This window comes from Bacillus sp. NTK074B, assembly GCF_017303375.1.
In the GTDB taxonomy this organism is placed as follows: domain Bacteria; phylum Bacillota; class Bacilli; order Bacillales; family Bacillaceae_B; genus Rossellomorea.
Genome location: NZ_JAFKOH010000002.1, coordinates 292,313 through 314,790, shown reverse-complemented (window position 1 = coordinate 314,790; position 22,478 = coordinate 292,313). Strand labels below are relative to the sequence as shown.

Sequence of the window (22,478 nt, the reverse complement as noted above, 5' to 3'; positions counted from 1 at the left end):
AAGTCGTTTGGAGGTGGTCATATGACAATACAATGGTTTCCAGGGCATATGGCTAAAGCCCGTAGACAAGTTACCGAGAAATTGAAACTTGTAGACATTGTGATTGAATTAGTAGATGCAAGAATTCCATTATCCTCGAGAAATCCGATGATTGAAGAAATAATTGGTCAGAAGCCGAGACTCGTCTTGTTAAACAAAGCGGACATGGCTGACCCAAAGAGGACAAAAGAGTGGATTGCCTACTTCAATGAGCAGGGTATTACTGCCCTTGCGGTAAACGCGCAGGCAGGTAAGGGCCTTCAAGTCATCGTGCAGGCAGCTAAAGAAATCCTGAAAGATAAATTCGACCGCATGAAGTCGAGGGGAATGAGACCACGTGCCATCAGAGCGATGATAGTAGGTATTCCTAATGTAGGAAAGTCTACATTAATCAACAGGTTGGCGAAGAAAAATATTGCGAAAACCGGGAATACCCCAGGTGTGACAAAAGCCCAGCAATGGATCAAAGTCGGTAAAGAGCTGGAATTGCTTGATACCCCCGGGATACTTTGGCCGAAGTTTGAAGATCCAAAGGTTGGTTATAAACTGGCCCTAACAGGTGCAATCAAGGATACAATTCTGAATTTACAGGATATTGCTGTATATGGTTTGCGCTTTCTTGAAGAACACTATCCTGAGCGTCTGGAAGAGCGCTACGGCCTTAATGGAATGCCTGAAGAGGTTGTGGATAGCTTCGATAGGATCGGGGCCAAAAGAGGCTGTCTGATGACAGGCGGAGAAGTGGACTATGACAAGACGTCTGAAATCATCGTCAGGGATATCCGAAATGTTCAATTGGGGCCAATGACGTTTGATTTCATTGGTGAAACTGAACAGGATGATGAATAACGAATAGAGGCTGGAAAAGGGGAAAGATCCCTTTTACACAGCCTCTTTATTTTTGTGGGGATGATCCGATATAAATGAGGGGGAAGAAGAGTGACGAAAGTACATAGAACAATCAAAGAGATTAAAGAATTGATCGAGGACCTGTCTGATTCTGATCCGATTTTGGAGGAATTGAAACGGGATGATAGAAAAGGTGTTCAGAAACTTCTGATACAGCTAGAACGGGAACGGATGAAAAAAAAGAAGGAGAAGGAAGAATTCGATCTTCTCACACGGTACGAAACGGAGCTTCGCCTACAAGGCTATACCCATATCGCAGGGATCGATGAGGTGGGGAGGGGACCCCTTGCCGGGCCGGTCGTCACGGCAGCCGTCATCCTGCCACCTGACTTCTATTTAGCTGGATTGAATGATAGCAAGAAGCTTTCAGAGGCGAAAAGAGAAGAGTATTATGAATATATTCGGAAGCATGCTATTTCAATTGGCATTGGTATGGTCCATGCGCAAGAAATTGATTCCATCAATATTTATCAAGCGACGAAAAAGGCGATGAATGAAGCAATCGTCCAGCTGCCCATTCAGCCTGATTATTTATTGATTGACGCGATGGAAATTCAATCACCATATCAGAGTCAGTCAATTATTAAAGGAGACGCGAAAAGCATATCCATTGCTGCAGCTTCGATTATCGCCAAAGTAACAAGGGACCGGATGATGAAGGAATATGCTCTGGAATATCCCGGCTATGCTTTCGAGAAAAATGCAGGCTATGGAACAAAAGATCATTTAATAGGATTAGAGCAATTAGGTGTGACACCTCTTCATCGAAAAAGCTTTGCACCAGTAAAAGAGATACTTCACACCGATCATTAAGTGAAAGTAAGTAAATAGAAGGCATTTCCATAGAGATGATCAGTTTGAAAACTGAATCTTGCGAAGCTCTGTCGACCAGTTTGAACGGGGTGGATTTGCGTGACTGAGCTCAATAGAAACAAAAAGCCATTGATGGAACAAGATATCTACTATAAAAGTAGACATGACTGTTCAACATTTTGGAAAATAATGGTTGTTTAACGTATAGCATGTACATTATTTTTCACAAGAAACCCATGCTTAGCGTTGATAGGAGCGGAAATCAACCGGCACTTTCTGAAGAACACAAAGATTACGAAAACATCCAAATACAGAAGGATGAGTTCCAGTATAACGACTAAATCATGGGACAGGGGGATGAAAAGATGACCCACATTCATGGTCCTGCAGGCAATCACCCACTCTCCTCTGCGGGGGGGAAACCATTTTCTTTACAAGAAGGAAAGGTTTTAAATATAAAGGTACATAAGCTATTGGGTGATGATACTGCAGAAGTGTCTGCTAATGGTCAGCGTTTCGTGGCAAAACTCGAAGCACCTTTGAAAGAAGGAGAGCGGTACTGGGTTGAAGTGAAGCAAACGGAAAATGGAGTAAGCCTCAAGTTGATACCATCTCAAAATGCAGATGGGGAGGGTATTGCATCCAAACTCTTACACCATTTATCCATTTCGGCCAATGAGAAAGAAATGACTTCATTGGTGATGGAACTTGTCAAGAATAAAATACCCATTCATAAAGAAATGCTGCTATTTGCAGAGAAATATGTTAAAGGTAAAGAAGCATCTCTTAACGTCAAGATAATCGTTGAAATGGCAAAAAGAAATATGCCGTTTACAGACAGGATATTTTTTTCAATGAAATCCGGGGAAAAGGGTGATTTTATTTCCATGTTGGACACACTTTCTTCGAGGTTGAAGGAAACAGGGAGGGATGCAGACACTCTTCATTTGCTTCAAAAGCTTCAAAAGCCCATCAGTATGAACATATCCGAAAACCTTGTCATTAAAGCCTTGACTGGGTTAGCAGATTCTTCACAAACCTTTTCAAGCCGATTGGGCCATTTTGATTTATTGAAGACCCTTGGATTCTTTTCAAAAGAAACCGTCATGCATCAGTGGAAGGAAGGGTTAACAGGGATGATTTTGGAAGGGAAAACGTCAGAAGGAAAGCAAAATGGAGAGCTTTTACAAGGCACTTCACCTCCAATTCGTTCACCTGAGAATCTTCGGAATGAACTGAACCGGCTAGCGAAGGTTGGCAACGGGCCCGAATCCCAAAAAGCAGCTGACTCACTAGTTGAAAAATGGTTGAACACACTGACTGTAAATAAAGAAGGTGCCCCCGAAGCAGGGACAAAACAGCTTGTCAGATTGGCAGGAAAGGAGAACCTGGTGGAGATGAATCTTACCAGGCTTGAAGAGATGTGGGGGGGGCGTGTCCCTTCGTCCAATCAAGAGAAGGTCTTTCAACAGCTGCATCATCAAACGGTATTAGAACTCACAGAAAAACTCAGGGGAGAAGAATTGGCTAAAGTATTGAAAAGGGTGATTGGTGATTTCGGGATCAACTATGAAGCTCAGTTTCATAAAGGATATGAGATCCAAAGTCAGACACTCAAGGAGCATCTCATTGGATTGAGCCTGAATCACCCTGCATCAGATATCCGCCAATTAGCCGATGACATTGTTCTGAAAATGAACCATCAAGTTCTTCAATCCCAAGACCATTCCCCATTTCTGACAATCGTGCAACAATTTCCCCTGTATCTGTTCGGGCGAAACACCGACATCACATTGCAGTGGACAGGAAAAGAAAAAGAGAAGGGGGTAATAGACGGAGACTACTGCCGTGTATTATTTTATTTAAACCTGGAGGGAATCAATGAGACATTGATCGATATGCAGGTTCAAAATCGTGTGATTTCCCTCACCATTTGGAATGACCATCCTCGGATCGAAACTTTGTCCCAATCATTCATTCCTGAGTTGAAGGAAGGGCTGGATAAGCTTGACTATCAGTTGTCTACCCTAAAGGTGAAGGCTCCTGATAAACACGCAAATCTTTCAGATAAAATCTTTGGTGATGAGAGTAATCAAACCTTTTCCGGAGTTGATGTGAAAATATGAAAAGCCGGCGTGAGCGGAGAGAAGCAATCGCATTAGGGTATGACCAGCAAGAAGGATCAGCACCAAAAGTCGTGGCAAAAGGAAAAGGCATCATTGCTGACAACATTCTTTCAAAAGCGAATGAGCATGGAGTACCTGTACAAGAAGATAAGAGCTTGTTGTCCTTGCTCGGGAACCTGGATATCGGTGAATCCATCCCGGAGGAATTATACGGGGCAGTCGCAGAAGTCTTTGCATTCATCTACCGATTGGACAGAGATCTATCCAAAAAGGAATAAATAATGGTTTTAGTCATGTAGTTCTTACAATATATTCACTAGTTTCGAAGAGGATTATATTTTTTAAGTATAATAATTTATGGGTACTACTTCCGCTAAATACGGCGTAACGAGGAAGAATTCTATTAAAATATGTTCAGAATTTTTAAATTAATATAATATTTTTAGCATAATGGTGGACATATATACTATCATTTAATACAATGAAAGCGCAGTCTATTTTTTGAAGAGTTTGATAGGAGGATGGAAAATGAATATCCATGAATATCAAGGTAAAGAAATCCTCAGAAATTACGGGGTGTCCGTACCGAATGGTAAAGTGGCTTTTACAGCTGAAGAAGCAGTAGAAGCGGCGAAGACGTTAAATTCCAGCGTGTATGTAGTGAAAGCCCAAATCCATGCAGGTGGTCGAGGTAAAGCTGGCGGAGTTAAAATCGCTAAAAGCCTGGACGAAGTGCGTACATATGCAGATGAGTTAATCGGTAAAACTTTAGTCACTCACCAAACAGGTCCTGAAGGTAAGGAAGTAAAGCGCTTACTTATCGAAGAGGGCTGTGATATCAAGAAAGAATATTATGTAGGACTGGTACTCGATCGTGCGACTTCCCAAGTTGTCCTTATGGCTTCAGAAGAAGGCGGAACAGAAATCGAAGAAGTAGCAGAAAAAACACCTGAGAAAATCTTTAAAGAGTACATTGATCCCGTAGTTGGATTAACGGGTTTCCAGGCGAGACGTATCGCTTTCAATATCAATATTCCTCAAAAACTTGTTGGAAAAGCAGCAAAGTTCATGATGGGTCTTTATAATGTGTACATCCAAAAGGATGCTTCGATTGTTGAAATCAATCCATTAGTCGTGACAGGTGACGGAGACGTTATGGCACTTGATGCGAAGTTCAACTTCGATTCAAATGCATTATACCGTCAAAAGGATGTCATTGAATTACGCGATCTTGAAGAAGAAGATGTAAAAGAAATCGAAGCTTCTAAATATGACCTGAGCTACATTTCCCTTGACGGTAATATCGGCTGTATGGTAAATGGCGCCGGTCTTGCCATGGCTACGATGGATATCGTGAAGCATTATGGCGGAGATCCCGCTAACTTCCTTGATGTTGGGGGCGGCGCCACGGCAGAAAAGGTAACAGAAGCATTCAAAATCATCCTATCTGATGAAAACGTCAAAGGTATTTTCGTCAATATCTTTGGTGGAATCATGAAATGTGACGTCATTGCAACAGGTGTAGTAGAAGCAGCTAAGCAAATCGGGCTTCAAGTGCCTCTTGTAGTGCGTCTTGAAGGTACAAATGTTGACTTAGGAAAAGAAATCCTTAATGAATCAGGATTGAATATTATTGCAGCTGAATCCATGGCAGACGGCGCACAAAAAATCGTTGAGCAAGTAGGCTGAGAAAGGCGGGGGACTAATGAGCGTATTTATTAATAAAGATACCAAGGTTGTTGTACAAGGAATTACAGGATCAACAGCTCTTTTCCACACCAAGCAAATGCTTGAATACGGTACACAGATCGTGGCAGGTGTTACACCTGGAAAAGGCGGAACAGAGGTTGAAGGCGTACCTGTTTTCAATACTGTTGAAGAAGCAAAGAAAGCAACTGGCGTAAATGCTTCCGTCATTTATGTTCCGGCACCATTTGCTGCAGATGCAATCATGGAAGCCGTTGATGCAGAGCTTGATTTGGCTATTTGTATCACAGAGCATATCCCTGTTTTGGATATGGTAAAGGTAAAGCGTTATATGGAAGGTAAGAAAACACGTCTTGTCGGGCCAAACTGCCCCGGAGTCATCACTCCTGACGAGTGTAAAATCGGGATCATGCCTGGTTATATCCACACAAAAGGCCACGTTGGGGTTGTTTCCCGTTCTGGTACACTGACGTATGAAGCCGTTCACCAACTTTCACAAGCTGGCATCGGACAGTCTACAGCAGTCGGTATCGGTGGAGATCCTGTGAATGGAACAGACTTTATCGATGTACTGAAAGCGTTCAATGAAGATGAAGATACCTATGCGGTCATCATGATTGGAGAAATCGGCGGTACTGCTGAAGAAGAAGCTGCTGAGTGGATCAAAGCCAATATGACCAAGCCTGTAGTAGGATTCATCGGTGGACGTACGGCGCCTCCAGGGAAGCGTATGGGCCATGCAGGTGCGATTATTTCGGGAGGTAAAGGAACGGCTGATGAGAAGATCCGTGTTATGAATGAATGTGGAATTCAGGTGGCTCCGACACCATCAGATATGGGAGAAACATTGATCAAAGTATTGAAAGAAGAGGGTATCCTCGATAAATGTAAAACCCATTAATCCAGATCTGAGACTGATAGCATTGCTATCAGTCTCAGTTTTATCTTTAACTACTAAATAAGTTCAGGAGGCTGTAAATGAAAGATAATCGAAGAATGCTCTTTCATATTCATCATTGCCGGGGCATAGGTATAAAAGAAACCAAACGACTGATAGAAAGCTATCGTCACCTTCACTCTATATTTCATCTATCTCCAACCAAGCTCCAACAAATAACCACTTCAAGCTCTATGAATATAGAACTCTTCTATAAAGACCTTCATTCCTTTCCTTCCCATCGTTATATGAAACTCTATGAGGAGAATGGTATCGAGTGGATCACCCTCTTTGATGATGATTACCCTGAATTGTTGAAAAACGTATATGATCCACCCTTCCTGCTCTTTCTAAAGGGGGACAAAAGACTGCTTCAATCCTCAACAAAGTTAGCTGTGATCGGCTCGAGAAACGCCACCTCCTATACTGAAAGAGTTCTTCATAATATGATCCCTAAACTGACTGAAAGAAACGTGGTGATTGTAAGTGGACTCGCTAAGGGTGCAGATACGATCGCTCATAAAGAAGCGATAAGGTCAGGGGGGAAAACAATAGGTGTACTGGGTGGGGGATTCCAGCATATTTATCCTAAACAGAATGTTGACCTTGCGGAATATATGATGAAGCACGACTTGCTTATTTCAGAATATCCACCGTATATAAAACCCGAAAAATGGCATTTCCCATTCAGAAACCGAATCATCAGTGGTCTTAGTGACGCTGTTCTGGTCACAGAAGCCCAAAAAAAGAGCGGAACCTTCATAACGGCAGATTATGCATTGAATGAAGGACGGGAAGTCCTATGTTTACCAGGTTCGATATATGACCCTCTGGCAGAAGGAACAAACACCCTCATTCAAGAAGGGGCAAAAATGGTCTTATCAATAGAAGATATTATTTCAGAACTTCGTGTTTAAATCGGAAAAACGAAGAAAAAATAGTATATCAAGACCGTTTTATACATGTGTATAATTGAATAAATACAAGTTATTTATACAAAATGGTTGCAATTATGGTAAAACTGTTATACATTTTGCAACAGGAATCAAAAACTGTATTTAAGAGAAAAAAAGAGTTTAGCGCAGTACTTTTCTACACTGAAATCAATTTCATACCTATGTGAATGTAAGTGTAAACGTTTCCGTTTGAGCTTGTTCATTCCAAGGTACTATAAACAGTGATTATTTTCCTCTTTAAGGAGGCTTATTGGATGGCAGATTATTTAGTAATAGTGGAATCGCCGGCTAAGGCGAAAACAATTGAACGTTATTTAGGAAAAAAATATAAAGTGAGGGCTTCAATGGGTCACGTCATCGACTTGCCAAAGAGTCAAATGGGTGTGGACGTTGAAAACGAATTCGAACCGAAGTATATTACAATACGCGGTAAGGGACCTGTATTAAAAGAACTGAAAACGGCAGCGAAAAAGGTAAAGAAAATCTTTCTCGCAGCCGACCCCGACAGAGAAGGGGAAGCGATTGCGTGGCATCTTGCACACAGTCTGGATATGGACACCTCTTCAGCGTGCCGTGTCGTATTCAACGAAATCACAAAGGATGCAATCAAAGAATCCTTTAAACATCCCCGCGCGATTAATATGGACCTGGTCGATGCACAACAAGCCAGAAGGGTTCTGGATCGATTGGTAGGCTACAATATTAGCCCATTACTGTGGAAAAAGGTTAAAAAGGGGCTCAGTGCCGGCAGGGTGCAATCCGTTGCCGTCCGGTTAATCATTGACAGAGAAAATGAAATCAAAGACTTCACGCCTGAAGAATACTGGTCCATAGAAGCTGAATTCACTAAAGGAAACGATACGTTCCAAGCATCATTTTATGGAATCGACGGTAAGAAGGTTGAATTGAAGACCGAGGACGATGTAAAGGATGTGCTCGGAAAAGTAAAAGGGAAATCCTTTGAAGTGAATAAAGTGACGAAGAAGGAAAGAAAAAGGAATCCGGCTCCTCCGTTTACTACTTCTTCCCTACAGCAGGAAGCTGCCAGGAAATTAAATTTCCGGGCAAAAAAGACGATGATGCTGGCTCAGCAATTGTATGAAGGGATTGAGATGGGAAAACAAGGAACCGTTGGATTTATCACCTATATGAGAACGGACTCCACCCGTATTTCTGAAGTAGCTCAAAAAGAAGCAAATGAGTATATCGTGAACAAATACGGTCAGGAATTTATGAAGCAGTCTGACCGCAAAGAGAAAAAACAGCAAAAATCACAGGATGCCCACGAAGCAGTTCGGCCAACCAGTACCTTAAGGGACCCTTCATCGGTGAAAGAGTTTCTCTCAAGAGATCAGTACCGGCTCTATAAATTGATCTGGGAACGATTCGTGGCCAGTGAGATGGCACCGGCAATCATGGATACAATGAGTGTTGATCTTGTGAACAATACGGTCATGTTTAGAGCGACTGGTTCGAAAGTGAAGTTCCCGGGCTTCATGAAAGTATACGTAGAGGGATCTGACGATCAAAAAGAAGAAAAGGATAACTTCCTTCCAGAATTGGAAGAAAGCGATAAGGTGAAAAGTGAAAACATTGATCCGAATCAACATTTCACCCAGCCGCCACCAAGGTATACCGAAGCAAGATTGGTTAAGACCTTAGAGGAACTCGGCATCGGTAGACCTTCCACCTACGCACCGACTCTCGATACAATTCAGCGCAGGGGATATGTGACTCTTGATAATAAGCGTTTTATTCCGACCGAGCTTGGCGAAATTGTTTTAGAATTGATAAGGGAATTCTTCCCGGATATCATTGATGTCGAATTTACAGCAAACATGGAACGCAGTCTAGATGATATTGAAGACGGTAATGTTAAGTGGAAAAGGATCATCGATCGCTTTTATCAAGACTTTGAAAAGCACTTGGAGAGAGCGGAAAATGAGATGGAGAAAATCGAAATCCGTGATGAACCCGCCGGGGAAGATTGTGAAGAATGCGGCCATCCGATGGTAATCAAAATGGGTAGATACGGGAAATTTATGGCTTGCAGCAATTTTCCGGATTGTCGGAACACAAAGGCGATCGTCAAGGAGATCGGTGTAAAGTGTCCTAAATGCGAAAAAGGAAATATCATTGAACGGAAAAGCAAGAAAAAACGTATTTTTTACGGATGCGATCAGTATCCTGAGTGTGATTTCTTATCCTGGGATAAACCAATTGAACGCAAATGTCCTAAATGTTCGGAATTGCTCGTAGAGAAGAAGCTTAAAAAAGGTAATCAAATTCAGTGTACGAACTGTGATTATAAGGAAGAAACTCAGAAATAAGATAGATTTGTTTTTTGGCCACGATATATGATCTGAGAGGACCTGTTGGAGAATATCCAATGATCACTAAGAACTGCCGAATTAACGCGAATTGTTTACAGAGTCAATAAAAAAGATTGATTGTTGAACAATGAACGAATACAATGTAACAAGGGACTGTCCCAACAGGTGATTTCTCTATTGCCTAATGGGTCAGCCCTTTTGTGTTTTTTCAAAAACAACTGATATACATTTTTAATATACATTTATCTTTCTTATCATTGTCCCGTGATGTAGAATGCAGATTGGATAAAGCCCGGACTGTAGGAGGTAGAATCATGTCAGTAAACGTCATCGGAGCAGGGCTAGCAGGTAGTGAAGCCGCTTGGCAGATCGCTAAAAGGGGAATGAAAGTCAATCTATTTGAAATGAGACCCGTTGTTAAAACGCCTGCCCACCATACAGATAAATTTGCAGAGCTTGTGTGCAGTAACTCACTTAGAGCAAATACTCTTACGAATGCAGTGGGAGTGTTGAAAGAAGAAATGAGACGATTGGATTCAATCATCATGTCAGCAGCTGATGCCTGTTCCGTACCAGCTGGAGGGGCGTTGGCCGTTGATCGCCATGAATTTGCAGCGTTGGTTACGGATAAAGTGAAAAATCATCTGAATGTGACGGTAATGAATGAAGAAGTCACACACATACCAGAGGGGATTACGATCATAGCGACCGGCCCCCTTACTAGTGAAAATCTGTCAAAACAAATCAAACATCTTACAGGGGAAGAACATTTATATTTCTATGATGCAGCTGCTCCAATCATCGAGAAAGATTCCATAGATATGGATAAGGTCTATTTGAAATCCCGTTATGACAAAGGGGAAGCTGCTTACCTGAACTGTCCGATGACTGAAAATGAGTTCAATACTTTCTATGAAGCTCTTATCGCCGCAGAAACGGTCCCGTTGAAAGAATTTGAGAAAGAAGTTTTCTTCGAAGGTTGCATGCCGATCGAAGTCATGGCTGCACGGGGAAGGAAGACAATGTTATTCGGACCGCTTAAACCGGTTGGGTTAGAAGATCCTAAAACGGGAAAGCGTCCGTATGCTGTAGTACAATTAAGGCAAGATGATGCTGCGGGAACACTTTATAATATTGTCGGTTTCCAAACCCATCTAAAGTGGGGGCCTCAGAAAGAGGTGCTTCGATTGATTCCCGGCCTCGAGAATGCGGATATTGTCCGTTACGGGGTCATGCATAGGAACACTTTTATTAATTCACCGAATGTCCTTAAGGATACTTATCAATTAAAGAGTCATGAACAGCTCTTTTTCGCAGGGCAAATGACAGGGGTGGAAGGGTATGTGGAATCTGCGGCAAGCGGTCTGATCGCAGGGATCAATGCAGCGAAACTTGCGAGGGAAGAAGAGCCCCTTGTGTTCCCGTATGATACGGCAATCGGAAGTATGGCAAGATACATTACCACTGCGAATAAGAATAACTTTCAACCGATGAATGCCAATTTCGGTCTTTTCCCTGATCTTCCCAAAAAGGTTAAAAGTAAAAAAGAACGGAATGAGCAGCATGCCAACAGGGCATTAGAAACAATTCAGAACTTTGTGAAAAAAGTGTAAAATTTATTGCAAGGGTAGCTCTCTTGTGTTACTATTTAGTAGCCCTTGTGAGGTGTTAAACATGGAGAATCAATTAGATGAACAATTACAATCCTTTACTGAATATTTACAAATAGAAAAGCATTATTCTGTTCATACTTTTGAACAATATCGTCATGATATCGAAGAGTTCTACGTATTTATGAAAGAACAAGGTTTACGTTCATTAAAAGATGTAGAGTATTCAGATGCGAGGCTTTTTTTAACCAAGCTTCATGATCATGGATTAATGAGATCGTCCATTTCAAGGAAGGTTTCCAGTATTAGAAGTTTCTATCGTTATTTAAACCGGGAAAAGCAGTTGCTCGATAACCCTTTTTCGTTTGTCAATCTGCCGAAAAAAGAACAGCGATTGCCTAACTTCTTTTATGAGGAGGAAATTGAAGCTCTGCTTCAAGCGTGCGCTGGGAACACCCCGATGGAAATACGCAACCGGGCTATATTTGAACTGCTCTATGCAACGGGGATCCGTGTGAGTGAGTGTACGAATATCCAGCTCGCTGACATTGATTTTGGCTTATCTACGATCCTGGTGAAAGGAAAAGGGAATAAAGAGAGATATGTCCCGTTCGGCAGCTTCGCACACGATGCCCTTGAACAATACATAATACATTCCAGGCCCATGTTGATAAAGAATGAGACCCACACACAACTGTTAGTCAATCACCGGGGAGGAGCTTTAACCCAAAGAGGTGTGCGCCTGATCTTAAATAAGATTATCGAGAATGCATCTTTAACCGGGAAAATACATCCTCATATGCTGCGGCACACCTTTGCTACTCATTTATTGAATAATGGTGCCGATTTAAGGACGGTCCAGGAACTTCTTGGGCACGCTCAGTTATCATCCACTCAGCTGTATACGCATGTAACAAAAGATCAGCTGAGAAAAACCTATTTAGCACATCATCCCCGTGCTTAGAAGAGTTGGAGGTCAGGATATGGAACAATTCCATGCAACCACTATTTTTGCAGTACAGCATAAAGGAGAATGTGCCATGTCAGGTGACGGACAGGTTACATTCGGCAATTCCGTAGTCATGAAGCACACGGCAAAAAAAGTGCGTAAATTATTCAATGGAAAAGTAATTGCCGGATTTGCGGGTTCTGTTGCCGATGCATTTACTTTGTCAGAAATGTTTGAAGGCAGGCTTCAAGAATTCAATGGAAATCTCCAGAGAGCTGCAGTCGAGCTTGCTAAAGAGTGGCGAAGCGATAAGGTGCTCAGAAAGCTTGAAGCAATGCTGATTGTGATGGACGAAAGTCACCTTCTACTCATTTCCGGAACAGGTGAAGTAATTGAACCGGATGACGGGATCCTTGCCATCGGTTCAGGAGGAAACTATGCCCTATCTGCCGGAAGGGCGTTGAAACTTTATGCAGGTGATCACTTATCTGCTAAAGAAATTGCCCGGTCTTCCCTTCAGATTGCTGCCGATATATGTGTATACACGAATAACCAAATTATTGTTGAAGAGCTTTAAACGGCCGATCTTTAACTTTGTAACGATATTCTCCCACAATATAAGGAGTAAGGAGTGTGTCACTGGATGAAGAATACTGATCACTTAACCCCTCGGCAAATAGTCGAAAGACTGGATCAATATATTGTAGGTCAAAAGGATGCGAAGAGAGCCGTTGCTGTCGCTCTTAGAAACCGCTATAGACGCAGCCTCCTGTCAGACGTATTGAAAGACGAAGTGATTCCGAAGAATATTCTGATGATGGGACCTACCGGTGTCGGTAAAACAGAGATAGCCAGAAGGATTGCCAAGCTCGTTCGTGCTCCTTTTGTAAAAGTGGAGGCTACCAAATTTACTGAAGTGGGCTACGTAGGGCGGGATGTCGAGTCGATGGTCAGGGATCTCGTTGAAACGTCCGTTCGCCTGGTAAAAGAGGAAAAAATGGTCGGCGTGCGTGAAAGAGCCGCTGAGAATGCGAATCGTCGCTTGGTTGAACTTGTTGTCCCATCTAAGAAGAAAGCCTCTTCGTATAAGAATCCGTTTGAAATGATCTTTGGTGGTAATGCGTCTCAAGGGACAACTTCTCAAGAAGAGGAAGAGAAGCAAGAAGAGATTTCACTTCAAGAGCAAAGAAGAAGGATGGAAAAGAGACTCGAAAATGGTGAATTGGAAGAAGAATTTATCACGATAGAGGTCGAGGAGCAGCAAGCATCCATGTTTGATATGCTTCAAGGTTCAGGTATGGAACAAATGGGTATGAATATGCAGGACGCCTTCAGTAATTTCATGCCTAAGAAAAAGAAAAAGCGAAAATTAAAGGTGAAAGAAGCAAGAGTGGTACTGACAAATGAAGAAGCCCAAAAGCTAATTGACATGGATGAAGTGACCCAGGAGGCAATCATCCGTGCCGAACAATCCGGGATTATCTTCATCGATGAAATTGATAAGATTGCGAGCAAGAGCTCAGGCCAATCTTCAGCTGATGTATCCAGGGAAGGTGTTCAGCGTGATATCCTCCCTGTGGTGGAGGGTTCGACGGTTGTAACCAAATACGGTTCGGTCAAGACAGATCATGTCCTTTTCATTGCTGCAGGTGCCTTCCATATGAGTAAACCTTCGGATCTTATTCCTGAATTACAAGGGCGTTTTCCAATCAGGGTTGAACTTCAGAAGTTGTCGACTGATGACTTTGTAAGGATCCTGGTTGAACCCGATAATGCAATTATTAAACAATATATCGCATTAATGGAAACAGAAGGTATACAAATTGAATTTTCTGACGATGCTATTCGTAGACTCGCTGAAATCGCCTATGATGTTAATCAAAATACCGATAATATCGGGGCCAGAAGACTTCATACCATTTTGGAGAAACTTCTTGAAGACTTATCCTTTGAAGCACCTGATATCACATTGGATATGGTAAAGATCACGCCACAATATGTCGATGATAAATTAGGTGCAATCTCGAAAGATAAGGATTTAAGTCAGTTTATCCTTTAAGTTTTCACTTTCCCTCTATTGGGTAAAGGTAGTTGGATCAAGGATAATAATAAATTAAATAATAGATACACTTAAGTTGTAGTAGGAGGAAACGTAATGAATTTATTAGGTAAAACAAGAACGATCAATGCCATGTTGCAGAAAGCAGCTGGTAAACCGGTGAATTTCAAAGAAATGTCAGAAACCCTAAGTAAGGTTATTGAAGCAAATGTATTTGTTGTGAGTCGTCGCGGTAAGTTATTGGGTTATGCCATCAATCAGCAAATTGAAAACGAGCGTATGAAACAAATGCTTGCAGACCGTCAATTTCCTGAGGAGTATACTCAAAACTTATTCAACGTTCAGGAAACATCTCCTAACCTGGATGTGAACAGTGAATATACTGCTTTCCCTGTAGAAAATAGAGAATTCTTTAAGAACGGCCTAACGACGATCGTGCCGATTATCGGAGGGGGAGAACGACTCGGTACGCTGATCCTTGCCCGTCTGGAGGCGAGCTTTGAAGATGACGATTTGATTCTAGCTGAATATGGTGCAACTGTAGTCGGAATGGAGATTCTTCGTGAGAAAGCCGAGGAAATCGAAGTGGAAGCGAGAAGTAAGGCCGTGGTACAAATGGCGATCAGTTCATTGTCATACAGTGAACTTGAAGCCATCGAGCATATCTTTGAAGAACTAAATGGTAATGAAGGACTGCTCGTAGCATCCAAAATTGCCGACAGGGTCGGTATTACACGCTCTGTAATCGTTAATGCCCTTCGTAAGCTGGAGAGTGCCGGTGTCATTGAATCGCGTTCCCTTGGAATGAAAGGTACTTACATTAAAGTATTGAATAATAAATTCTTAGTTGAATTGGATAAATTACGTACAAACTAATATTGTAGAAGAGGCTGAGAAAAGGTTTTTAGCCAAACAAAAATCCGAATGATTCTTCGAAATTCTTTTGTGAATTTCGAAATCATTCGGATTTTTTATTGTTTGTTAAAGCATGCAGAAGCGGAATGCCCGAGTAAAGGGGAGTCTTGTTCGGAAATCGGGCAGTGGTGTGACAAGCAATTCCAAAAGAGGTCATAAGTATTGATTGTTCGTCTATAGAGAGGTGTTTTTAGTTATGCTCAGCTTCTATTTTGAGATATAAGGAGGGTATTGAAAAAAACTTTATCAAGTTAGAATTTTGTAGACTGAAAGTATTGAAATATTAGACTGTTTAGGGAAAATAAGCCGAATGAACTACAGGCAATCGTTCTTTAAGTATTGTCATCTGTTCTACGGATAGTACAATAAAGTTACAGCAATATTACGACTCATTTCGACAGAGGAAGCCTAAAGATTCCAGATTGAAAGAATAAAGCATTCACCTAATGAAAGGTGATGTTTTATTGTGTTTTTTTAAACGTTTTATACTCCGATTATGTATAAACCCACTGTTGATTGTAACGTTAATGTAACAGTAAAAGTAAAATATATTTAATTATGTTAAAAACAACCATGGTAATAGAAGGGATAAAAGTGGATAAAAAGTCATGAAATTGATGATTATCCTTCTCTTTCATGAAAATTTACGGAATATTCATAGACACTAATCTTGCTAAACATTACAATAAATACTGTTGTATGCTAAATATGTAAAAAATAGTTGAAACATGTCAAAATACGGATAGAGGTGCCTGCCATGAAACTTTTTTCCAATACAATCAATACCCTGGAAAACGGGTTGAATTATGCCTCATTAAATCAGAAAGTCATTTCTCAAAATATCGCGAACGCTGATACCGCAAATTATAAAGCAAAAGAAGTAGAGTTTAAGACGTTTTTTGATCAGTCCCTTCAACAAATTGAAGCTAAAAGAACAAATCAACGTCACCTCTCTTTTCGTTCTGAAAGTCAACATCCCTCAGTCAAGACGAAGTCAGCTTTTCAGTATAACCATAATGGTAATGGAGTGGACATGGATCAAGAGATGTCAGAGATGGCGACGAACCAGATTTATTTCAATGCCCTGACTGACAGGATAAATGGGAAGTTTAACAGTCTCCAATCAGTCATAAGAGGAGGGAAATAACCATGACCTTGTTTACAGGTATGAATACAACCGCTTCTGCCCTCACTGCCCAAAGGTTAAGAATGGATGTCATTTCATCGAATATGGCGAATGTCGATACAACAAGAGGAAAAATGGTAGATGGAGATTGGCAGCCATACCAAAGAAAGTCTGTCGTTATGATGCCGAAGGGAAATCAGTTTTCATCTTTTTTGAATCAGGCAATGAATACGAGAGACGGTCACTCTCTCGGAGGCGTGCAAGTATCAGGAATTAAGGAGGATGAACAAACTCCATTTAAGATGGTTTATGATCCAGAACATCCTGATGCAGATGATGAGGGATATGTTCGACTGTCGAATGTGGATCCATTGAGAGAGATGGTGGACCTTATTTCAGCTACGCGGTCCTATGAAGCGAATGTAACCGTCTTTAATGCAAATAAGGCGATGTTAATGAAGTCATTAGAAATTGGTAAATAGAAAGAGGTTTTAGTTCTATGGCAATTCATCAAATTAATTCGATAACACATGGGTTCATTAGTCCGTCACTTGCAAAAAAAAACAATTCCCCTTCAGAGGGGGCAGGGAATTTCAGTCAGTTATTAAAAAATTCAATCGATGAAGTCAATAAGATGCAGGTGCAGTCGGATCAATTAACGGAAAAGCTTGTCAGGGGTGAAAATGTTGACCTTCATCAAGTGATGATTGCTTCACAAAAGGCTAGTATCACCCTGCAAACAACGATGGAAGTGCGTAACAAAGTAGTGGAAGCTTACCAAGAAATTATGAGAATGCCAATGTAGTAGACTCATGCAGTCGAGTACCGGAGGATTGTAATGAATGAATCGTTTAAGAAATACACAGAGCAGATAAAGACGTATTGGACAAGTAGAACCAGAAAACAAAAAATAAGTATGGGATCCATCTTCCTGATATCAGTCATTCTTATAGGGGCGGTGAGTTATTTTACAACAAGGACGAAGCTCGAACCTTTGTACAGTAATTTATCCCCATCTGAAACAGGAACCATAAAAGAAAATTTGGATGGCAGGGGGATCCCTTCGGAAATTACCGATAGTGGATCGACCATCATGGTACCAAAGGAACAGGTGGATACTCTGAAGGTTGAACTTGCTGCAGAGGGAATCCCTAACTCCGGAAGCATCGACTACACTTTTTTTAGTCAAAATGCCGGGTTTGGTATGACAGATAATGAATTCAACGTAATGAAGCTGGATGCCATGCAAACCGAATTGGCTAATTTGATGAAGGGGATTGATGGTATCCAGGATGCGAAGGTGATGATTAATCTTCCAGAGAAAGAGATTTTCTTAAGTGATGATGTTCAAAATGCATCTGCATCCATTGTGTTGGATACAAAGCCTGGATTCACATTTGATCCAAAACAAATCAAGTCACTTTATCACCTGGTTTCGAAAAGTGTCCCAGATCTCCCTACTGAGAATATCGTCATCATGAATCAATATTTTGAGTATTTCGATTTAGAAACCCAAAATAATTCTATGGGAAGCGGTAATTTTGCACAACAAATGAATGTAAAGAAAGAAGTCGAACGGGATATTCAGCGCCAGGTTCAGAATATGCTCGGTACGCTGATCGGGTTTAATAAAGTAGTGGTATCCGTTACCACTGACATTGACTTTACCCAGGAAACCAGTGAAGCAAACATAGTGGAGCCTGTTGATAAAGAAAACATGGAAGGGATCGCTGTCAGTGCACAGCGGATCACAGAGACCTTCTCCGGTGAAGGGGCGAATCCTGGTGGAACCGCCGGGGCCGGAGACGCGAATGAACCGACCAATAGCGGTGTTACATACGGTTCTAACTCGGAATCAAATGGTGACTATGAGCGTATGGAAGAAACGATTAACAGCGAGGTTAATCGTATAAAAAAAGAGATCGTAGAAAGTCCTTATAAAATAAGGGACCTTGGCATTCAGGTCATGGTTGAACCTCCGAACCCAGAAGAAAAAACATCATTACCTCAGGATCGCGTCGATGATATTCGCCAGGTATTGTCAACGATCGTCAGAACGTCCATTGATAAAGGTGCAAACCCTGAACTGACAGACGAATTAATCCAGGATAAAGTGGTCGTCTCGGTCCAACCATTTAATGGAAAGGTGGATGTCTCATCTAAAGAGAAACCTTTCCTGCCATGGTGGACATACGTCATTGGGGGCATTCTTCTAGTAGTGATTCTACTATTAGTATTCTTCTTATTGCGTTCACGTAAGAAAGATTCAATGGAAGAAATGGAATTTGAAGAAACAAGAGAGCCCGTTCAAATACCGGATATTGAACCAAAGGAAGAAACAGAAGGCTCGATTCGCAGGAAGCAGTTGGAAAGAATGGCCAAAGATAAACCAGATGAATTCGCGAAACTATTGCGGACCTGGTTAGCAGAGGATTAGGGGGGAATGAACAATGGTTAGAAGAGAGAAAGGCTTAACTGGGAAACAGAAGGCAGCCATTCTCCTGATCTCTCTTGGTCCGGATGTTTCTGCATCTGTGTACAAGCATTTGTCAGAAGAAGAAATCGAGAAATTGACATTGGAGATTTCTGGAGTGAAAAAGGTGGAAACGGAAGCAAAGGAAGAGATTTTAGAAGAGTTTCATCATATTGCCATCGCCCAGGACTATATTTCCCAAGGTGGGATCGGCTATGCGAAAACCGTATTGGAAAAAGCACTGGGGGCTGATCAGGCTTCAGCGATCATTAATCGTCTGACCTCATCTTTGCAGGTTAAGCCCTTTGATTTCGCAAGGAGAGCGGATGCTGCACAAATCCTTAATTTCATCCAAAACGAACACCCACAGACGATTGCCTTGATTTTGTCTTATCTTGACCCCCAACAGGCAGGTCAGATTCTCTCTGAACTTCCACAGGAAGTTCAGGCAGATATCGCAAGACGTATCGCTGTGATGGATGGTACTTCACCGGAAGTGATCAGTGAGGTTGAAGCCATCCTGGAGCGTAAACTTTCAGCGACCGTTACTCAGGATTACACCCAAACCGGTGGAGTGGAAGCAGTAGTGGAAGTGTTGAACGGGGTAGATCGTTCTACGGAGAAAACGATCCTTGATGCTTTGGAGATTCAAGATCCGGAATTGGCAGAGGAAATCAAAAAGAGAATGTTTGTCTTTGAAGACATTGTTACCCTGGACGGCAGGTCCATTCAAAGGGTCATTCGTGATTGTGATAATGAAGATCTTCTTCTGTCCCTTAAAGTGTCAAGTGATGAAGTGAAAGAAGTGGTCTTCAGGAACATGTCCAATCGCATGGTCGAAACCCTTAAAGAAGAGATGGAATTCATGGGGCCGGTCCGGTTGCGCGATGTTGAAGAAGCTCAGTCACGGATTGTAGCAGTGATAAGAAGATTAGAGGATTCAGGTGAAATCATCATTGCCCGTGGTGGAGGAGACGATATTATTGTCTAGAATCATAAAGTCTACTTTAGCTCAAAGTGATGGGGAAAACCAAAAAGTCATTTCCCTCAAGAAATTCAAGCCAATGGGAGAGGTCAACCCAGAGGAGAGTATGCTCATTGGAAATGCTTCTCTGCACAGTGAACAGATCATAGAGCAAGCGACCAGTCAAGCAGAGAGGATCATCAAGACAGCCAGGGAAAATGCCAGACAAGAAGAAGAGCGGTTACTGTATGAAAAGGAAAGCTGGATAACAGAACGTGAGCAGCTTATGCAGGAGGCTTATAACGCAGGGTTTCTTCAAGGTGAAGAGGAAGGGAAAAGGAAAGGCTACGAAGAATATCAGGCCAAACTGCAGGAAGCCAAGACAATAGCTGAATGGAATAAGGAACAATATGAAAGTCATATTCAGAGGGCTGAGCAAGTGATTCTCAATCTTGGGATCACAAGTGCAGAGAAAATCATGAATCGAAAACTTAATGAAGAACCAGATGTATTCCTCTCAATCGTGAAACGCGGATTGAAGGAAGTGAGGGATTTACCACACATCCAAATACATGTTCATCCTTCCCGGCATGGGCTTCTTGCACAGAATAAATCCGAACTTGAAGTGATGTTTCCTACTGATATTCAATGCTACATTTATGCGAATGAAGATTTGGGGATGGATGAATGTTACATTGAAACGAATCAGGGACGGGTCATGATCAGCATCGACTCTCAATTGAATGAATTAAAGCAGAAGCTACACCATCTCCTGGAAGGTGATTCGGAGTGAAAGCAGTAGATCTTATCTCACATATTCCCCACATACCGACTTTTAAGAAGTTTGGAAAGGTGAAGAGGGTTGTAGGGTTGATGATTGAGTCACAAGGTCCTGAAAGTTCTGTAGGTGAAGTGTGTCATATCCATATATTATCCCGGGGCAAGCAAAAAGTGATACTGGCGGAAGTTGTCGGCTTTAATGATGATTTAGTTATCCTAATGCCCTATACCAACATGCAGGATATTTCACCAGGCAGCTTAGTAGAGGCAACATCAAAGCCTTTGGAAATTAAGATTGGCCCTTCTTTAATTGGAAAGGTGATTGACTCCCTGGGGCACCCCCTCGATGGCAGTCTATTACCATCAGGGTTAAGCACAGCTTATACGGAACAGGAACCTCCCAATCCATTATCCAGACCTCCAATCGATGAAAAGATGGAGGTTGGGGTCAAAGCCATCGACAGTATGCTGACAGTTGGAAAGGGACAGAGGGTCGGGATTTTTGCCGGTAGCGGTGTTGGAAAAAGTACATTGCTTGGAATGATCGCGAGGAATACAAAAGCGGATTTGAATGTTATTGCCCTTGTAGGAGAGCGTGGCAGGGAAGTGAGAGAATTCATCGAAAGAGATTTAGGCGAGGAAGGGCTGAAACGCACCATTGTTGTGGCTGCTACATCTGACCAGCCTGCACTCATGAGGATAAAAGGAGCATTCACGGCAACCGCGATTGCGGAATACTTCCGTGATAAAGGTATGGACGTGATGCTGATGATGGATTCTGCAACCAGGGTAGCCATGGCACAGAGGGAAATCGGACTGGCGGTGGGGGAGCCACCTACTACCAAAGGATATACGCCTTCAGTCTTTGCGATATTACCAAAGTTACTGGAAAGAACAGGAACCAACCTTAATGGGAGCATTACCGCATTTTATACGGTACTGGTTGATGGTGATGACTTAAATGAACCCATCTCGGATACAGTGAGAGGGATACTCGATGGGCATATCGTACTGGACCGCGAAATTGCTAATAGAGGGCAGTACCCCGCAATCAATATTCTTAAAAGTGTCAGCCGATTAATGAATCACCTGGCTTCAAAAGAACATTTACATGCTGCTTCCCGGATTAGAGAGTTGCTGAGTACGTATATGAACTCGGAAGATTTGATTCAAATCGGGGCTTATAAAAAGGGGACTTCCCGTGAAGTGGATGAAGCCATCAACTATTATCCTGGAATCATTTCTTTTTTGAAGCAGGGAGTATATGAACAGATCACACTTACTGCAAGCGTTGATGAGCTTATCGAGCTATCGGAAAAAGGTGGATGATTCAAATGAGTTATCAATATAAGTTTCAAAGAATATTAACTTTAAAAGAAAAAGAAAAAGATGAAGTACAGGAGATGTACAGGGGATCAATCGAAAACTTTGAAAAAGTTGCCGGGAAACTTTATGAATTTCTAAAAAAGAAAGAATCCCTTGAGAATCATCAGGAAACAAAATTACAGGGTGGATTATCAGTTCAGGATATCCGTCACCATCAACAATTCATTACCAATCTTGAAAAAACCATTTCTTATTATCAGGATCTTGTGATACAAGCGAGAAATCGAATGAATTGGTACGAAGAGAAGCTTGTTGATATGAATGTAGAAGTAAAAAAGTATGAAAAGATGAAAGAAAAAGATTTTAAGCGTTTCCTGGAGAATATTCAATATGCAGAACATAAGCAGTTAGACGAAGTGTCCGTCGCCCAATATTTGAAACGGGGAGTAAGGTGAT

Annotated in this window: 21 protein-coding genes; all 21 read left to right on the top strand. The window is 41.8% G+C overall.

Features of this window, described 5'->3' with window-relative positions:
- The first annotated feature begins 21 nt into the window (after positions 1-21).
- The 21 genes from ylqF (at position 22) to fliJ (ending at position 22,477) form a co-directional block, all read left to right on the top strand.
- Entirely contained in the window at positions 22-888 is an 867-nt protein-coding gene (gene ylqF / locus JI667_RS04895) for a ribosome biogenesis GTPase YlqF (RefSeq protein WP_206850958.1), read from the top strand.
- 90 nt (positions 889-978) lie between these two features.
- Complete coding sequence (locus tag JI667_RS04890; RefSeq protein ID WP_206850957.1) at positions 979-1,761, top strand: ribonuclease HII; 783 nt, start codon at positions 979-981, stop codon at positions 1,759-1,761.
- 365 nt (positions 1,762-2,126) lie between these two features.
- Positions 2,127-3,887 carry a hypothetical protein gene (locus JI667_RS04885; RefSeq protein WP_206850956.1) on the top strand — a complete coding sequence of 587 codons (1,761 nt, stop codon included), beginning with the start codon at positions 2,127-2,129 and terminating at the stop codon, positions 3,885-3,887.
- Positions 3,884-4,165 carry an EscU/YscU/HrcU family type III secretion system export apparatus switch protein gene (locus JI667_RS04880; protein WP_206850955.1) on the top strand — a complete coding sequence of 94 codons (282 nt, stop codon included), beginning with the start codon at positions 3,884-3,886 and terminating at the stop codon, positions 4,163-4,165. Before JI667_RS04885 ends, JI667_RS04880 begins: the two co-directional genes overlap by 4 nt.
- A gap of 250 nt (positions 4,166-4,415) precedes the next feature.
- Positions 4,416-5,576 (top strand): ADP-forming succinate--CoA ligase subunit beta, encoded by a 1,161-nt coding sequence (gene sucC / locus JI667_RS04875; protein WP_206850954.1) that lies wholly within the window; start codon positions 4,416-4,418, stop codon positions 5,574-5,576.
- Positions 5,577-5,592: 16 nt separating this feature from the next.
- Positions 5,593-6,495, top strand: a complete 903-nt coding sequence (gene sucD, locus JI667_RS04870) for a succinate--CoA ligase subunit alpha (protein ID WP_098351794.1) — start codon at positions 5,593-5,595, stop codon at positions 6,493-6,495.
- A 77-nt stretch (positions 6,496-6,572) separates the two neighbouring features.
- Positions 6,573-7,448, top strand: a complete 876-nt coding sequence (dprA, locus tag JI667_RS04865) for a DNA-processing protein DprA (protein WP_206850953.1) — start codon at positions 6,573-6,575, stop codon at positions 7,446-7,448.
- A 293-nt stretch (positions 7,449-7,741) separates the two neighbouring features.
- A complete protein-coding gene (gene topA, locus JI667_RS04860) occupies positions 7,742-9,817 on the top strand; it encodes a type I DNA topoisomerase (RefSeq protein ID WP_206850952.1) in 2,076 nt (691 codons plus the stop codon).
- 317 nt (positions 9,818-10,134) lie between these two features.
- A complete protein-coding gene (trmFO, locus tag JI667_RS04855) occupies positions 10,135-11,433 on the top strand; it encodes an FADH(2)-oxidizing methylenetetrahydrofolate--tRNA-(uracil(54)-C(5))-methyltransferase TrmFO (RefSeq protein WP_206850951.1) in 1,299 nt (432 codons plus the stop codon).
- A 61-nt stretch (positions 11,434-11,494) separates the two neighbouring features.
- Positions 11,495-12,394 (top strand): tyrosine recombinase XerC, encoded by a 900-nt coding sequence (gene xerC / locus JI667_RS04850; RefSeq protein ID WP_206850950.1) that lies wholly within the window; start codon positions 11,495-11,497, stop codon positions 12,392-12,394.
- A gap of 19 nt (positions 12,395-12,413) precedes the next feature.
- Positions 12,414-12,956: an ATP-dependent protease subunit HslV gene (gene hslV, locus JI667_RS04845; RefSeq protein WP_206850949.1), complete on the top strand. Its 543-nt coding sequence runs from the start codon at positions 12,414-12,416 to the stop codon at positions 12,954-12,956.
- 66 nt (positions 12,957-13,022) lie between these two features.
- On the top strand, positions 13,023-14,438 hold the full coding sequence (gene hslU, locus JI667_RS04840) for an HslU--HslV peptidase ATPase subunit (protein WP_206850948.1): 1,416 nt from the start codon (positions 13,023-13,025) through the stop codon (positions 14,436-14,438).
- A 96-nt stretch (positions 14,439-14,534) separates the two neighbouring features.
- Positions 14,535-15,314, top strand: a complete 780-nt coding sequence (gene codY, locus JI667_RS04835) for a GTP-sensing pleiotropic transcriptional regulator CodY (RefSeq protein WP_044337406.1) — start codon at positions 14,535-14,537, stop codon at positions 15,312-15,314.
- Positions 15,315-16,110: 796 nt separating this feature from the next.
- A complete protein-coding gene (gene flgB, locus JI667_RS04830; protein WP_206850947.1) occupies positions 16,111-16,500 on the top strand; it encodes a flagellar basal body rod protein FlgB in 390 nt (129 codons plus the stop codon).
- A gap of 2 nt (positions 16,501-16,502) precedes the next feature.
- Positions 16,503-16,961 carry a flagellar basal body rod protein FlgC gene (gene flgC, locus JI667_RS04825; RefSeq protein WP_206850946.1) on the top strand — a complete coding sequence of 153 codons (459 nt, stop codon included), beginning with the start codon at positions 16,503-16,505 and terminating at the stop codon, positions 16,959-16,961.
- 17 nt (positions 16,962-16,978) lie between these two features.
- Entirely contained in the window at positions 16,979-17,284 is a 306-nt protein-coding gene (gene fliE, locus JI667_RS04820) for a flagellar hook-basal body complex protein FliE (protein ID WP_206850945.1), read from the top strand.
- A gap of 33 nt (positions 17,285-17,317) precedes the next feature.
- A complete protein-coding gene (gene fliF, locus JI667_RS04815) occupies positions 17,318-18,916 on the top strand; it encodes a flagellar basal-body MS-ring/collar protein FliF (RefSeq protein ID WP_206850944.1) in 1,599 nt (532 codons plus the stop codon).
- 13 nt (positions 18,917-18,929) lie between these two features.
- Positions 18,930-19,943, top strand: coding sequence for a flagellar motor switch protein FliG (fliG, locus tag JI667_RS04810; RefSeq protein ID WP_206850943.1), 1,014 nt, complete (start codon positions 18,930-18,932; stop codon positions 19,941-19,943).
- Entirely contained in the window at positions 19,936-20,709 is a 774-nt protein-coding gene (fliH, locus tag JI667_RS04805; protein WP_206850942.1) for a flagellar assembly protein FliH, read from the top strand. The genes fliG and fliH overlap by 8 nt, the downstream gene beginning before the upstream one ends.
- On the top strand, positions 20,706-22,025 hold the full coding sequence (fliI, locus tag JI667_RS04800; RefSeq protein WP_206850941.1) for a flagellar protein export ATPase FliI: 1,320 nt from the start codon (positions 20,706-20,708) through the stop codon (positions 22,023-22,025). The genes fliH and fliI overlap by 4 nt, the downstream gene beginning before the upstream one ends.
- A 5-nt stretch (positions 22,026-22,030) precedes the next feature.
- Complete coding sequence (gene fliJ / locus JI667_RS04795) at positions 22,031-22,477, top strand: flagellar export protein FliJ (protein WP_206850940.1); 447 nt, start codon at positions 22,031-22,033, stop codon at positions 22,475-22,477.
- The last annotated feature ends 1 nt before the right edge of the window (position 22,478 follow it).

Coding starts and splice junctions, on each gene's coding strand:
- ylqF (WP_206850958.1), top strand. CDS start 22: ATGACAATACAATGGTTTCCAGGGCATATGGCTAAAGCCCGTAGACAA.
- JI667_RS04885 (WP_206850956.1), top strand. CDS start 2,127: ATGACCCACATTCATGGTCCTGCAGGCAATCACCCACTCTCCTCTGCG.
- JI667_RS04880 (WP_206850955.1), top strand. CDS start 3,884: ATGAAAAGCCGGCGTGAGCGGAGAGAAGCAATCGCATTAGGGTATGAC.
- sucC (WP_206850954.1), top strand. CDS start 4,416: ATGAATATCCATGAATATCAAGGTAAAGAAATCCTCAGAAATTACGGG.
- sucD (WP_098351794.1), top strand. CDS start 5,593: ATGAGCGTATTTATTAATAAAGATACCAAGGTTGTTGTACAAGGAATT.
- dprA (WP_206850953.1), top strand. CDS start 6,573: ATGAAAGATAATCGAAGAATGCTCTTTCATATTCATCATTGCCGGGGC.
- topA (WP_206850952.1), top strand. CDS start 7,742: ATGGCAGATTATTTAGTAATAGTGGAATCGCCGGCTAAGGCGAAAACA.
- trmFO (WP_206850951.1), top strand. CDS start 10,135: ATGTCAGTAAACGTCATCGGAGCAGGGCTAGCAGGTAGTGAAGCCGCT.
- xerC (WP_206850950.1), top strand. CDS start 11,495: ATGGAGAATCAATTAGATGAACAATTACAATCCTTTACTGAATATTTA.
- hslV (WP_206850949.1), top strand. CDS start 12,414: ATGGAACAATTCCATGCAACCACTATTTTTGCAGTACAGCATAAAGGA.
- hslU (WP_206850948.1), top strand. CDS start 13,023: ATGAAGAATACTGATCACTTAACCCCTCGGCAAATAGTCGAAAGACTG.
- codY (WP_044337406.1), top strand. CDS start 14,535: ATGAATTTATTAGGTAAAACAAGAACGATCAATGCCATGTTGCAGAAA.
- flgB (WP_206850947.1), top strand. CDS start 16,111: ATGAAACTTTTTTCCAATACAATCAATACCCTGGAAAACGGGTTGAAT.
- flgC (WP_206850946.1), top strand. CDS start 16,503: ATGACCTTGTTTACAGGTATGAATACAACCGCTTCTGCCCTCACTGCC.
- fliE (WP_206850945.1), top strand. CDS start 16,979: ATGGCAATTCATCAAATTAATTCGATAACACATGGGTTCATTAGTCCG.
- fliF (WP_206850944.1), top strand. CDS start 17,318: ATGAATGAATCGTTTAAGAAATACACAGAGCAGATAAAGACGTATTGG.
- fliG (WP_206850943.1), top strand. CDS start 18,930: ATGGTTAGAAGAGAGAAAGGCTTAACTGGGAAACAGAAGGCAGCCATT.
- fliJ (WP_206850940.1), top strand. CDS start 22,031: ATGAGTTATCAATATAAGTTTCAAAGAATATTAACTTTAAAAGAAAAA.